Below are 15725 nucleotides of genomic sequence, written 5' to 3'. Positions count from 1 at the left end.
TAAGCAAGACACCATGCTATTGGAGGAGAATTATGGAAACGGAAGCTTTACGCAACGTGGAACAACTGGCTCTGAAGAAACACAAGATTTACAAACAAAGTTTAATCAGGTACCTCGCACGCTCCATGCTGGCCAGTATGTTTATCGGATTCGGCGTCATCGTGGCGTTTAAGACAGGTAACTTCTTTTATATGGAGCAGTCCCCGTTTACCTATCCGATGGCGGCAATTACGTTTGGCGCGGCCATCATTCTGATCGCCTATGGCGGGGGTGACCTGTTCACGGGCAATACGTTTTATTACACGTATGCGGCGCTGCGCAAAAAACTGCGCTGGTTCGAAGTTATCAAGCTGTGGATTGCGAGTTATAGCGGTAACCTGATGGGCGCAGCTGTGTTTGCCCTGTTAATCTACCTGACGGGATTGTTCGACTCGTCTCAGGTGAATGGTTTCCTGTTAAGTGTGGTGGAGCACAAGATGGAAGTTCCGACGATGCAGCTCTTTTTCCGGGGGATTTTGTGTAACTGGCTTGTATGTATGGCGTTCTTTGTCCCGATGTTCATGAAGGAGAATGGAGCCAAAATGTTTGCCATGATGCTCTTTGTATTCTGCTTCTTCATCTCTGGATACGAGCACAGCATCGCCAATATGTGTACGTTCGCGATTGCACTTGTGCTGAATCACCCGGGGACGATCTCATTTGAAGGTGTGCTTCACAACCTGGTTCCCGTGACCTTGGGTAATCTGGTGGGCGGTGTGCTGCTGATGGGCTTTATGTATTATGCGGTGAATAAACCGTTTCTGGATGAAGAGACACATTAATCTTTGGCAAAAAAAGATCTCCTTACAGTCCGGTCCGTTGACCGTGGCTAATCGGTAAGAAGAATCCAAAACACCCCGGCATCCTTCCCATCTCAGGGAGAAGGTTGCCGGGGTGTTTCTCTATAGGCAGGCTCATGGATAAGCCGCCTGCCCTCCACACACATAGCCATGTGTCACACAACCACATGGCTCCATGCGGTGGGTCGGCAAGCGGGCCGCAACCAGGTTGCCCTGTGTTGCCCGCTTGCCAACCCCATCCGTGGCTTAGAAGTAATCTCGCCACGGAGTATATTCAATATCGTTGTCGCCGCGCGTGACCACGATCATATTCTCCATTTTGCCCGTTTCCTTATTGGTACGGTAGATCATCGTACGTGTCTCGCCTTCCTCCGGCACGGAGAACAGGAATTTGTCCGCGACGAAGGATGAACCTAGTCCTGTCGCATGTTCCGTGAAGGCAGAGCCCGTCTTGCTTGTGAGCAGCAGACCAATGCCGTAGGCTGTAGCCGTTTGTGCTGCTTTGCCAAAGAGATGCTCGCCTTGACTGGTGGTGTGCGTTTGCTCCGAATACTTATACTTTTCCGTATCTTTGGTATAGTCCACCACATTGCCCTGTTTATCCAGACTGATGGTGGTCGTTTCGCCCTTGTCGCTTTTTACCTGGTACGTACCGACGATGGAATCCTCGGTTATTTTTAACGTCTTGCCCGTGTTGGGGTCAGTCTGATAGATTACATCTTCATACTGAAGCCGAATGATGTTCATGCTGGCCTGAATCTGCTGCGCCAGTTCTTCGTCACCCATCTCTTTGGCTTTCTTCAGCATTTCCTCATAGTTCTGGTATTTCTCGGCATCCTTCTCATCCCATTCATCCATGTTCTTTGGTGGACCTGGTGTTTTGTCCAGATCATCGCCTTTATTTTTGCCCATGGTTGATAAGGCCCGCGCTGCGGTCAGCGCCGTCATGATTGCCTGGCTCACCGCCTCCTCATCTGTCGTGCGGAAACGCTCGGCAATTTTCTTAAGCTCCGACTGAATGGACAGAACCAGTTCCAGAACAGATTTCATCGTGCCTTGAGCCGTTGAATAATCGTTATAAAAACGCTCACGCTCCATGCCATCCCAGTTGCTGCGCATGACACTCATCTTGCCGTCCAATGTGGACATGAAGCCCGATAATTGCTGATGTGCCTGAGCGAACTGCCCACTGACCGTCTCCAGTTGTTCCGGTGTCACCTTGATCTGTGTCATCCTGCACACTCCTCATCCTGGTCATCTATAACTCATGGTCTATCCATTACGGCAATCTCTCGGCCTCTTCCTGTTTGATCTCCAGATGTAACAGCGGAAACGGATTACCGGAACTATCCAATTCAGACCGCCCCATCTGTACAAATCCCATCTTTTCATAGAATCGGGCTGCCCCAGTATTCTGCTCATTAACATCCACCTTGAGGTGACGGCCTTTGATTTCGAAGGTATGGTTTATTAGCAGACGTCCCAGACCCTGTCCGTGTTGGCTTGGATCTACAAACAACATCTCGATAAAGTTATCATCCACACCAATAAAACCCACGGGTTGTTGCTTCGTATTGAGCACTTCCCAAATCTCAACTTGTTTTTGTTGCAACACATCACTCACCACTTTTTTGTAGAACTGAATGTGATGCTCTTCCAAAAACGTATGGGTTGCCCGCACAGCACTCTCCCAGATTCCAACCAACTTGTCATGATCCTGTTCCCGATATGCAACGACTAACATGTCCAACGTATTCTCCTTTTCTATTAAAAGTAAAAGGTTATGTAAAAGCCCGATCCTTGGATCGGACTTGTTTAAGACATCATATTTGAAATAACTCTACGTTTATTTTACCATGTCCATCATTCAATCTGTACCCATAATTTCCAATCTTGAGTCAACGTTCTACCCCCGTTTTTGGTTTCCAACGGAAGGTTGCTGCCGACTGGGAAGGCAGTGTATATTGAAACGAATCTCCGCCCATGACTACATCAAAGGAAACTTCTACCTCACCCGTATTAGCTGCAACCAGCACCATCGTTCCATCCGGATTGCGGAAGGTTACGTTCTCGATCTTGCCCTGTTCTTGCGTGGATTCAACTCTCACAGCCCCCGGACGCACATAACGGCTGATGTGGCCTAACGCATAATACTCGACATTTCTGGTGATTTCATCACGCTCCGGGTCAATCGTCACAACCCCACGACAGTTCTCACAGCCACCGTTCGTGGGTCCACCTTGCGGATCAAGTGCAATGTTCCAGAGCAGCACATTTTTCGCCCAGTTGCGAGGTGCACCAATGATGAGATTGGACATTTGCCAGATCAGATTCTCGCCAAAATCAGGACTCCACTCCCCACCACTACATTCGGTAAAATAGATATTTTTGTCTGGGAAGCGCTCATGCACTTCCGACATGGTAGATGGATCACCTGCATAACAGTGAAAAGCAGATCCATCGATATATGCAGTGGCCTGCTCATCACCAAGCACCTTACCGGTATATTCGACCGCCTGATCCCAGTTATGATCATACGCGATGATTCGTGTGTCCAGTTCTGCATCCTGTAGCGCCAGGCCGAGATAATCCCGTATGAACATCGCTTGTTCTTCGGCGCCCATACTCATACTCGGATATTTATCCGAGGTGAACTCCGGTTCATTTTGCAACGTGATCCCGTAGATGGGAATGCCCTTCGCCTGATAAGCTTCGATATATTTCACAAAATATCTCGCATACGCTTCATATACCTTGGGGTTGTTATAATCCAGATACCAGCCGTTAGTGGTCTTCTCTTCCCCGTACTTCATCCAGGCCGGGGCCGTCCACGGTGTGCCCAGCACTTTAAGATCCGGTTTCAACCCAACTGCACGCTCCAACATATTCACAACTTCCTGATCCTTATCGATCGAAAAGTGTTCCATCTCATAATCCGTGCCGGATTCGATATCATCATAGGTATAACTTGAAGCCACACCTGATTCATCTACCGAATAATCGGAGGCACCAATCGTATGACGCACCATATCCAAGTTCAGCCCTTCCGTCGAGAACAGGTCCTTCAGCAGTTGCTCTTGTTGTTCCTCTGGAAGCACGTTGATCAGATGTGCCGATGAACCCGTCATCGCTGCGCCAAATCCATCCATAGTCTGATACGTCTTGTCCGGGTCAATCTGTATGGTGAACGCCGACGAAGAAATGTCTGGCTCCTGCGTTGAAGAAACTGAAGAACTTGTGTCTGCATCATGGTGATCTGTAATTGGAATGGGCTTCTGTGGTGTAAGCAGATTTTGCTGATCTCCCGTGGTTAGCCAGACTTCGGCCGCTCTCTGCTTGTCCACAACCGGTGGAGGAATGGATTGTTCATTTCGGTTGAGGATAAGCGAAATTCCTCCAACGATACAACAAACAGCGATTAACAGGATCATCCATCGTTTGGGATGCTCTCGCCAGCCTATGTTCATCACGCTTCACTCTCCTTCCATTGTGGAAAAAGCCGCGGCCACTAGGCCACGACTCAATTTCCTAATCTATATGAATTAGAACAAACTGCATTTGACACAATTAACTTCACTGGGAGAACACCTTCCAATCTCCCTGATTGAACTTTATTTACCGGACTTGCTTCCGATATTCACACTGCCTGTTAGACGGATATCATCCGATGCACTGCCAACATACACTTGGACTTTACCCTTAGGCATTACCCATTCATGCGATGCTTCATCCCAATAGGACAATGCACTGCGATCCAGTTGAATGCTGACCCGCTGCTGCTTGCCTGCCTTCAGATCTACCTTCGCCCAACCAGCAAGCTGCTTCTCTGGCGTTTCAACTTTAGTTGGCAGATTGCCAACATAGACCTGTACAACTTCTGCACCGGAAACTTTACCCGTATTACGTAGATTCAGGGATACTTCTACGGTTTCCTTATCACCTTTGCCAGTGTTTTTCACATGCAGATTACGATAATTAAATTCGGTATACGACAGTCCGTGTCCAAAGGCAAACGCCGGTGTCATGCCTTCTTTGTCATATCCTTTATACCCTACAAAGATACCCTCGGAATAGTTGCCCACCCCGTTAACACCCGGGAATTGTTCCGCAGTGGATACCGGGGTCTGGGAATCATCTGATGGGAACGTCACCGGCAACTTACCGGATGGATTCACATCACCAAACAGCACACGTGCCACGGCATTACCTTGTTCCTGACCTGCATACCAAGCCTGAACGATGGATGGCACTTCTTTTTGCCAGGAATCCATTTCAACAGCGCGACCACTCATTTGCACCACAATCGTTTTTGGATTGGCTGCTGCTACCTTGCGGATCAGCTGCTCCTGGTTATTCGGCAGCTCCAGGTCGGAACGGTCAACGTAACCTTCACTGTCATACGTACGAGTTACCACGACGGCAACATCGGATTTTTTCGCCAGCTCAACTGCTTTTTGCATTTTGATATCCACAGCGTCTTCTGGAGCTTCCCAGCCAAAACGAACCTGTGCGCCCATATCATGATTGGTCTGTACCGGGAAATCCGTACGATACTCAATTCGAATATTGTGGGACTCGCCTTCTTTGAATGTGATTTCTTTCTTCGTTGTACTCAATGTTTCACCTTGATTGTCTACGAGCAGCTTATCATCCACATACAGCTTCGCAGAACCGAGACTGGTCAGGGACAGCTTATATTCACCCGTTTGGGGTGCTGTGATTGCCCCTGTCCAACGAGCGGACATTTTGGCATTGAATTTGGTTGGTGTAACTGGAAGCTTGGAAGATTGTGCGTTAAAACCTTCATAGTTGTAGAATCCAAGATTCATGTTGACCTGATTGTCCGTACGGACCAGAGAAGGGTTACCCTCCATATCTGTATTCGTCCAGTATTCAGCACGCAGACCGTATTCCGCACGATCTGTACCATAGTCTCTTTCGCTCTCCTGAGCATCCGCTGGTGATAAAAGAGTAGAAGGTACGGCGGATGGTCCATTAAATGCATCTCCTGCGGAGATAGGATCCGTTCCGGCAGCATATTTTACATCCACACCGTTACCGGCACGGTTACGAATTCCTTGAAGCGGACTTACAGTATACGTCGGATTAACCAGACTGCTACCTCCACCAGCAGCAGATGCGTTATCTGCATCCGGACCGATGACAGCGATGGATTTCACGTTTTTCTTGGACAGCGGCAGCACATTATCGTTGTTTTGCAAAAGAACCATGCTCTCTTCTGCAATTTCACGTGCCTGTTTGCCGTCTTTCTTGGCATTGATTTGTGTATTCGTTACAGGGTTATCGAACAGCCCTTTATCGAACATTTGAAGCAAAATGCGTCTAACCTTCTCATCAATGGTTTGCTCGCTGACTTCGCCATTGTTCACGGCTTCCAGCAATTTGTCTCCCCATTTGCCATACGGCTCTCCAGGTGTCTCCAGATCCAGACCCGCATTGGCGGATTTGGCTGTGCTGAAGTTTGCACCGTAGTCACTCATGACAAACCCTTCGAAGCCAAACTGATCCCGAAGGACATTGGTCAGCATCTCTTTGTTCTCACAAGCATATGTACCGTTCACCTGGTTAAATGAACACATTGCTGAACCGAGATCCGCTTTTTCGACCATCGCCTGGAACGGACGTGCATAGACTTCCTGAATCGCACGTTCACTGGCTGTTGCATTGGTCGTGAAACGTTCCGTCTCCTGGTTGTTCAGGATGTAGTGCTTCGCTGTAGCGATAACCGGATTACTTTGAATCCCGTTCACATACGCTGCACCCATGCCGGAAGCCAGTAGAGGATCTTCCCCGAGAGATTCGAAGTTCCGGGAACCCCATGGTGTACGTGCAATATCCAGCCCAGGGCCGAGCACTACATTATGTGTTGTATCATGTGCTTCCTGACCGATCAGATCGCCATATTTCTTGGCCAGATTGGTATCCCAGGAAGCGGCAAGCGCGATGGGTGCAGGCAATGCCGTGGACTTTTTGTCCTGTACATCCGGGTTTGCCACACGTACTCCTGCGGGTCCATCTGCCATCTGTAATGCCGGAATGCCGAGGCGCTCCAGTCCATCATTATAGAAACCATAATAGTTATTTACTTTACCGGTTACGAATCCAACTTTCTCCTCCAGCGTCATCTCCTTGAGCAGCAGCTCGGTACGTTCCTCCGCTGATAGAGATGTGTTCATCCAAGGCCGATTGGCCCCAGAATCCGCCTCCGCGGCGAAGGCGTGCAGCGGCATAGCCGCAACCGCCACGATGATTAATAACATAAACCATCGTTTGAGGAAAATCAGATTGAGTCTTCTGTTCATGTTGTAAGTTCTCCTTCTCTCTTGATCATTTTTCTTGTGCACATATTGAATACATGTATACAAGGGAATGCAAACTGGCTTGATCCCAGTCTTTCAAGCATTCAGGTCGTCCTGCACATGGCTTCTGAAACTGCAGCCTGCAAGCAAGTCAGCAGATTTCGCTTCCTAACGATAGCCGACATGAACATGAATTACATCCCCTTAAATTTGGTAAATGACCGATTAGAACAAGCCTAGTTCTTTGGAATCACCATATTAATAATTCAGATAACAAAAAAAGAAAACGAATTATTTACATTTCCGTAACTACTTTCGAACAAATTCTTTACTTTTAAAAACAGTCAGTTCGACCCACTCCCGATCAACCAATTAATGCAATTAATTATCAGATTAAGGAATATGTCGATACACTCTGGGTCCTAAGTCTATTTGAAAACGGAACCAATCCGGTCCAATGAAATATCCAAAAATATAAAAGCAACTGAGGTCCCTTTTAACAGGTTCTTCAGCTGCCTTTATGTTGGAATTGCTCCATATTGTCCACTTTCCATCCATGATTCTTGTTCTACACTTGTTATATTGAGATTTGAAGTTACATTGAAATCGGAGTAACAAATAAAAAAACCGCCCCACGGGGCGGTTCACTTCTAGTTCGTTCACTTCTAATTCTGTAACTGCGCAAGGATCTGCGGGTCCTTGATCTTTTTATCTTCGGCGAGCAACATCACCTTGGACAGAATCTCAGCTGTTCTCGGATCTTCATCGAGGAATGGCAGGAAGATTCGCCCCCGATGCTGACTGTGCACCGGTACGATATGAAGTGCACCTGTGGCTTGTTTGAACACATTACCACTCCCCAGATGAACAGCATACTCACCCAATTCACCATCAATTCTTGCGTAATTCCCATCCAAACGTACATTGTCGATCTTCAGCAGACGCAACGACTCGTTCACAATGACGTGACGCATCTCGATTGTTGTCAGGCTGGCTTCCGGATCCACGCCTCCCACATGTGCAACGCTGACCACCAGGTCGATATCACGCATAACTTCCGAGAAGAACGTCAGCGGTACATCTTGCAGCGCTACAGGTTTGTAGCTCTTACGATCGTAGAACTGCACCGTCTCCAAGGTAGGTGCCTCCGTATCTGCTGGTGAGAACCAATCTGCCATGGCATAAAGATTCGCAATCAGATTGTGCTCGTAACTTACCTTCTGCAGTCCTTCCTCATAACTGACAGTCCATTGGCGTCCTTTAAGCAGAGCTACTGCTTTTTTCGGTTGAATCTGATACCCGGCGTATCGACGAGACACCGTACCATTAGCCAATTCGTCCTCGTTAGGAAGATATAGCTCACGGAATACCTGCTTGAACGGCTGACGCTCCTGACGGGTGAACAGATCCCGCTGGAATTCACTCCAGCTTCCGCTCTGATACAGATGAAGCGGATGAGCAATCAACAGTTGATCCTGTTCCGCTAGTGTATGGTTCGTACCCTCCGGCCCTGGAGCAACCAAACCATTGGATGCTACATCGAATCGTCCCGTCTTGTCACCTGACTGGAATACAAGTGTTCTTAACAGCGGATGTATAACCGGATTTTGCATCAGACTGGCAATTTCCTCACGTGTAAAGGACGTTCCAGCAGTCATCGAACGTTCCAGCTCCTGCCGTGCCCGGCGATACTGATCCACCAGATCCGATTTGAGCTCTTTCAGTTCAGCGATATATCCATCTTTTTTGAACCGAGCTGGTACAGATTTGAGTGTCTTGCCTTTGCTAACGATAACCATCTCGGGTTGGCCTTCCTCATCGATGACCAATTGCGCTGTCGTGTCAGCATCCAATGCATGAGGTTCAAAGAAAGATTTCATCTCATCCAACTTACGTGCTTCCATGTCCCACATCAGCCGCGTAACATCGGCATAACCTGCATTACGAGCAAGATTGCCCAGTGCAATCTGTGATGCCAGACCTTCACTGGCACGGCGTTGTGCACCGAATTGTTTGCTCTGCATCAGAAACTTCTGAATGAAGTCGTATCGCTCACGCAGATCCTGTTCCCGATTAGCCGCGAATGGAATCAAACTGTAGGTTAACAAATGATCTTTGTTTCGCTTATCTGACACGGAATCACGCATGTCGTCCAGACAAAGCTTGCCCAGTGCAGCATCTGCGAACAATTGGGATCTGCGGTGATTAGCTCCCCCGGAAATGTACTTGGCACAATCGTATAACAGATTGAACCGTTCCTCTCCGACAGCAGCATAGGCTTCTTCAAACCAAGTGATATCAAACGCACCTTCATTAAAGTCCTGTGGTGAGATTGGAGAATAGTGGGCCACGATGGTTTCTTTCTCCGCAGTAAAGCGTTCATTGATATGAGCATGGAAGTACCAGGCTGCACTGCGAAGACCTTCCCATCCCAAATGTTTCGCAACAATCTCCATCCACTGCGGGGCGTACATGGCTGCCTCCAGCAATTTTTTCTCATTCACCGGATACTTCTGGAGCAATTCTCCAAGACGCTTCTCATCTTCTCCATCCCGTGGATGACAATTCTGAATTAGATAGCTAAACGTCTCTTTACGTGTTGTGTTGTCTCCATAACTATAGATATATCCACGGACAAATGTATCCTGATCCATCGCCGAGACCAGATGTACCCAGTGTTCCATGCCTTCAATTCGTTCCAGTTTCATGGCAAGTGTACTTACTTCTGTAGAGAGTTCTCCCCGGGTCAGCTCAATCTCCAGAATCCGATTAACGACCGTATCCCGTAAGTGAATCAGCTTCGGATCACTTGCGATCCCTTCTGTACGAGTGGATGTTAAGTTCCGAATAAACATCAGACGATTCCCACCGACCAGCACCTGTCGATATATCTCCTGTTCATCAATCAGGTTCAACTGGTACGCACGCAGGAAATCTTCAAGTGACAGTAAAGACAGCGGTTGGCTACTCTCTACAAGACTAGTGAACTGGTAAGCTGTCTGGAAGAAACGTTTGAAGCTGTTATCGTCATGGATTCCGCCACGAACTACATAATTCCAAGGTCCAGTCAGAATATGAAGCATACCTGACTCTTTCTCGAGTCGATCAGCAGGCATACTCGCGATGATGGAGGCCCAGGTTTTCTCAGCTATCTCAAACGTGTCGATCGGATCGCTATCCAAAAATGCCGCCGATATCAGCGCCACTACCTGATCCTTATACGTTAACGAATCCAGCATCTGCTGCAGCTTTTCGATATCATCCAGAGGATAGGTCTGTTCAGCAAACGTCTTGCGCCAGCCTTCCAGTAACGGAATCTTTTGCAGTTCTTCATAGCCATACTGATCATGGAAGTAACTGTAATGGTCGCTCAATTTGCCATTGAAATCCCGGAGCTGTATACCCATATACAACTGCATCAGTTCCACACTGCTAAACCCGGCATGTTGAATATAGTTCTCCCATACGTCATGAAGCGGAAACTGTTCCATTTGCTTCATTTCATTCCGCTCTCCATACGGAACCTTGGAGCGAAGACTCGCTCCGATTAACAATGTGTCTTTGTAGCCAGCGTAGTATTCCACCTGGTACTCATAATCCCTGTGTTCATGCACTAATTCACTAAGTCCCTCCAGAAATGGTCTGGTCTTATCCAGAGAGAGTGTAAAGATATCCTTCGGATTATGGCCCTTGAGATCACGCTTCTCATCCAGCAATGGCTCACGTCGCTTCGGATCAAATAAACCAAATCCATTAGAGGCTGTGTAACGCCTCCCCTGATCGGTCAGCTTATCCAGCAGTTTCTGTTCCTTGGCAGTGGGTGTCTCAATCAGCTGCGCCAATGGCTGCAATTGCTCCTGCTGATCTATCCGCTCTGGATCTGCCGCAATCTCGGTCAATAATTCGAGCGCACCCAAGCGCTGCAGTTCACTCTTGGCCTCCAAAAGTCGCTTCAGCGAGACTGCCAATTGGTCCACGGGTTGCAGTAACAATACATGGATGACCTTCTGACGAAGTGAGCCTGTTTTGAGCTTCATCAACGCCTCCATCTGTTTCATCTCATCAACCGTCAACGTGAGCAGCTTCGCCTTGGCGAGTGCACTCTCCCGGTTACTAATGCTTTTATCAGACAAACTCTCAAACACAAACTGTCTTTGTACCTCATTATCGGGATGCTGAACAAACTGGGACAACAGTTCTCCGCGCAGTTCCGGGCTCAATCGGTCCTTGATTGCGATGACCTCCCCGATCCATTCCGGGTCCATATCATATGCAGCCAAATATAACATTTTCTTGACTACATCATCCGTATCGATCTGGTAGTGAACATACTCAAGTACACCCGATGGTCCACCTGACCCGCCTTTTGGAATGGCAGCCAGCATCTGTTTGAACTGATCAAAGTCCTTACGCCGCAAGGCCTTATCTCCCAGAGCAGGTAATGGCCACACGTAGACGCTACGCTGATTCTCTCCATTCTCGAAACTCCAGTTGTACATATACATCGCATCATAGTTGGTCACAATCCAGTGCACCAACTCGGTATCCTGCGCCTCCAGATAACGACGCGCAATGTCCAATCGAAGCTCCCTGTTCTGGCTGTTAGCCAGTACATATTGGGCAACAATCTTCTGATATAACTGACCTTGATCCATAATCTCGATTATCTTGCTCTTCAATTCATTCTCTTCAATGACCGCTGTCGCCCACAGACTGATAAAGAGTTTGTTAGCATTTGCTTCCTGCTGCCAGGCCTCGCGTACTTCAGGTTGCACAAGCGCCTGATAGGCCTGTTCAATCAACTGTGCGGCAACACGCTGGTTAGCTGCTTCTATGCCGATCCCCGTCCATACGGCAAGCGCTCTTACCACGGAACTGAACCGAATCAGGTTGTTGTCGATAATGATTTTTAATATGTAAATATAGGCTTCCAGTGTCCCTTCATCCATCCGCTCCACAATGCTTTGGCGCAGCCCTTCCTGCAACCTTGCTGCAACGAGCAGCTCACCCACCATCTGATAGGCATCCGCCTGATCGCTCATGAATATGCCTTTGATCATTTCATGGGTTAACAACGCCGTCTGATTGTCACCATAGATAATATCATGCAGCGCCTGCTTCATATCTCCGCCCTGATGATCCAGTTCATAAGCGATACAATCCGCCAGAACCCAACGGATCTCATGGAGATAATCCAGCTTGTACTCACGAAGTGACACATATTCTTCCAGGGAGAAATTTTTCATTTCCATACGGAACAATCCCATCAGTTTACGGATGACTTGTTCTACATGCTGCTCCGGATCGGATGTGCGGAAAGGCCGACGTTCATAGTTGTTACTGTATGGGAAACGAGTCGCACGCTCTGCGATATAACGGAATCGTGCAACCAATGACTCGCTCGCCAGATGCTGTAGCACATCCAATAGTGGCTCGAATAATGGTTTCTGCGTTTCTGCAGCCAACCTTTCAAGCAACTTGTCAGTATTCAGAAACATCTTTTCGTCTCCACGCAAATACGTAGACCCGGCGATCTCCACAACATAGCCTGCCAGCTCAAGCTGTACCCCTGTTAACGACTTGGCTCTTTCCTGCAATCCATCGATATACACCTGTACTTGCTCTTCCTGATTCATCCTGTTCTCCTCCTTCATCGCTCTCTACCACAGACGTCCGGCAAGCATTGTAAAACGAATAAATACCACGTTATCTCCGTCTTTTACAACAAGTGACTCATCCAGTTCCTGCAATTCTTCATCGTTGAGAAATACTTTGTACAACCCATCCTCATAGGCGGTTATAGCTGTCTCCATCGCAACATTCAGATCAGGAACACCCTCATTGTATACTGCGCCAAACCCGACTTTTCCCGCCGCTCCCTGCGCCTCAATATCATCCGGCATCAGGTAGGAGAGCAATTCAGTCTGTTGTTTCTTGTCCTGAAGCGCTTTTAATTGCAGAGCCACCATGTTCTCAATGAGCTGCCTTAACGTATGAGTTGTTTCCGGAAGTTCGGCAGCTTGCTTGGCAAGTACCGGCTTGCGCTTACCCAGACTTTTTACCGTTATCCATACGTTCACTGTCATGCCCCCTCTGTCCTGCCCTATTTGAAGAAACTTCCATAAGCCCCGATATCTATACCACGATGCGTAATAACCTAAACTCGAAATGACGATCTATCTCAAAATAAAACCAAAAACACGTACATATGTACCCCTGATGAACATCATAACTAAAATTCAATCCATATTCATGAGCCAATCCTCATGTTTACGTGGAACCACGGAACTATGGCCTACTTGCGTACATATACGCAAAAAAAACCGCACAGTCTCATATAAATATGACTGCGCAGCCGCTAAGCTACTATTAGAACAGCTTATGACACCGGTAATCTGTAATTTTATTAATCATCTCGCCAGACGCAACGATCGAATGGTTACAGCTGCTGTCTTGAACCCAGGCATCCGGCAGAACGGATCTAGCTCTGGTCTGGTGGCCCGATTCACATTCTGAATGCCGCCCCAATGCATCGGCACGAACAAGGTATCCTGCCGAATCGAATCTTTGATGCGCGAACGAACCGTGAAGCTTCCGTACGTCGATTGAATCTCTACCCACTCTCCATCGTGAATACGATAACGGGCAGCGGTAGCCGGGTGAAGTTCAACAAAGTTCTCCAATTCACGAGCTGCCAGTGCCGGACTTCGATGTGTCTGCACCCCTGTAAGATAATGAGGTAACACACGCCCATTGGTGAGAATTAAGGGGAACTCCGAAGATATATCATTCCAGCCCGGGCTGGATTCAAATGTGAACGCCGCTTTGCCGTCCGGGTGAGCGAATCGTTCACCGAACAGCAGTCCTTCTCCCTGATCCTCCAGGGCAGAACACGGCCAGTATACCCCTTTCTCGTTACGCAAACGCTCATAGGTAATGCCATAGTAATCAGCCACCCCGCCACGACTCGCCACCCGAAGCTCATTAAAGATATCCTCAGCAGTGTCATATTCAAAATAAGAAGCTTTACCCAATTGCGCGGCAATCCGGCATAATATATCCCAATCATCGAGCGTTTCTCCCGGCGCAGGCCGCCCCTGTTCACGGAGCAGAACACGCCCCTCCAGATTGGTCAGTGTACCTTCATTCTCCATATAAGATGTAACCGGGAGAACCAGATCAGCCATGCGTGCTGTCTCCGACAGGAACATATCTGCCACGATCAGAAAGTCCAGCTTGCGCAGACCTTCCTCCACCAAACGCACATTGGGGTTGGATACGACCGGGTTGGAGCCCATTACAAGCAACGCCCGAATCTCCTGATCATGGACCTTCTCCATCATCTCGTAGGCGGATACCCCTTTGCCTGGCAAACTTGCAGTTTCCACACCCCAGACGGATGCCACATAGGCACGATCGGCTTCATTTTCAATGGATCGATAGCCTGGTAGTTGGTCAGCCTTCTGCCCATGCTCACGTCCGCCTTGCCCGTTCCCCTGACCTGTGATGGCACCATATCCGCATCCTTCTCGGCCAATTTTGCCAGTCGCGAGCACCAGGTTCAGAAAGTGCCTGACGGCCATATGCCCATCCGTCTGCTGCTCCACACCACGTGCTGTCATGATCATGCCTGTCTCTGCCTCACCGTATGCCATCGCCGCCTGACGAATCAACGCCAGATCAACCCCGCATGCTTGTGCCGCCTGTTCGAGTTGCAGATCAGCCAACCCTTGTATCAATTGCTCGTAACCATGCGTTCGTTCTTCTATAAAATGAGGCTTCACCAAGCCGGCATCCGTAATCACCTTCAACATGCTATCTGCCAGCAGTGCATCCATGCCAGGCTTCACCTGTAAATGAAGGTCGGCAATGGCAGCGGTTGCCGTCTTGCGTGGATCAATAACGATAATGAAGGCCCCGTTTTCCTTGGCCTGATTGAAGTAGGGCAACAGGGTAGGTTGGCATTCCGCAATATTGGTACCTGCGAGTACTATACAACCTGCCTTGGGAATATCGGACAGACGGAACGTCAATCCACGATCCATCCCGAACACTTTACTTCCAGCTGAAGCCGCAGCTGACATGCAGAACCGTCCATTATAGTCGATGTATTTCGTCCCCAATGCAACTCTGGCGAACTTACCGAGCAGATAGGCTGTCTCATTGGTCAAAGATCCGCCTCCGTAGACTCCGACCGTATCTGCTCCGTAAGAATCTTTCAAGTCCTGAAACCGCTCTGCGATGGTTTGAATGGCCTCTTCCCAGGAACAGGATTCAAGCTCGCCATTGCGACGAATGAGCGGATGCATTAATCGTTGACCACTGAGCGCATGTTGATGAGCATTCATACCCTTCACACACAACCTGCCCTGAGAGGCTTCATTCGGAACACCCTGAACCGTATACTCACCACGACGCTGTCCTGCAACAGGTGCAGCCAGTTCTTCAACAGTCATCTTGCACTGCACACTACAATATGGACACTGGGTCTCCTTTACATACAGCTTGGATACCGCCATTTCCGAAGTTATCGATAATTCCATTTTCCCATCCCTACCTTTCAGCT

General features: G+C 48.4%; 8 protein-coding genes. 1 reads left to right on the top strand and 7 read right to left on the bottom strand.

Annotated elements, in window-relative coordinates; all coding sequences use genetic code 11:
* The first annotated feature begins 32 nt into the window (after nt 1-32).
* The gene (locus F0220_RS04750; protein ID WP_017690511.1) at nt 33-821 is read left to right on the top strand and encodes a formate/nitrite transporter family protein; all 789 of its coding nucleotides are present in this window, start codon (nt 33-35) and stop codon (nt 819-821) included.
* 264 nt (nt 822-1085) lie between these two features.
* Here F0220_RS04750 and F0220_RS04745 read toward each other — a convergent pair whose 3' ends face one another.
* The 7 genes from F0220_RS04745 to nasC all read right to left on the bottom strand — a co-directional run bounded on the left by F0220_RS04745 (nt 1086) and on the right by nasC (nt 15702).
* The gene (locus tag F0220_RS04745) at nt 1086-2072 is read right to left on the bottom strand and encodes a WXG100 family type VII secretion target (protein ID WP_091015973.1); all 987 of its coding nucleotides are present in this window, start codon (nt 2070-2072) and stop codon (nt 1086-1088) included.
* A 46-nt stretch (nt 2073-2118) separates the two neighbouring features.
* Nucleotides 2119-2583 carry an acetyltransferase gene (locus F0220_RS04740; RefSeq protein ID WP_374954421.1) on the bottom strand — a complete coding sequence of 155 codons (465 nt, stop codon included), beginning with the start codon at nt 2581-2583 and terminating at the stop codon, nt 2119-2121.
* 154 nt (nt 2584-2737) lie between these two features.
* Nucleotides 2738-4306, bottom strand: coding sequence for a glycoside hydrolase family 30 protein (locus F0220_RS04735; RefSeq protein WP_223199963.1), 1569 nt, complete (start codon nt 4304-4306; stop codon nt 2738-2740).
* 144 nt (nt 4307-4450) lie between these two features.
* A complete protein-coding gene (locus F0220_RS04730; protein ID WP_105601051.1) occupies nt 4451-7162 on the bottom strand; it encodes a beta-glucosidase in 2712 nt (903 codons plus the stop codon).
* Nucleotides 7163-7824: 662 nt separating this feature from the next.
* Entirely contained in the window at nt 7825-12795 is a 4971-nt protein-coding gene (locus F0220_RS04725; protein ID WP_105601052.1) for a DUF4132 domain-containing protein, read from the bottom strand.
* Between the two features lie 24 nt (nt 12796-12819).
* On the bottom strand, nt 12820-13245 hold the full coding sequence (locus tag F0220_RS04720; RefSeq protein ID WP_197997766.1) for a hypothetical protein: 426 nt from the start codon (nt 13243-13245) through the stop codon (nt 12820-12822).
* A gap of 324 nt (nt 13246-13569) precedes the next feature.
* Nucleotides 13570-15702, bottom strand: a complete 2133-nt coding sequence (gene nasC / locus F0220_RS04715) for an assimilatory nitrate reductase catalytic subunit NasC (RefSeq protein WP_105601055.1) — start codon at nt 15700-15702, stop codon at nt 13570-13572.
* Nucleotides 15703-15725: the final 23 nt, after the last annotated feature.

This window comes from Paenibacillus sp. 37, assembly GCF_008386395.1.
Lineage (GTDB): Bacteria > Bacillota > Bacilli > Paenibacillales > Paenibacillaceae > Paenibacillus > Paenibacillus amylolyticus_B.
The sequence above is the reverse complement of the archived record's forward strand: the minus strand, read 5'-3'. Positions and strand labels throughout refer to the sequence as shown.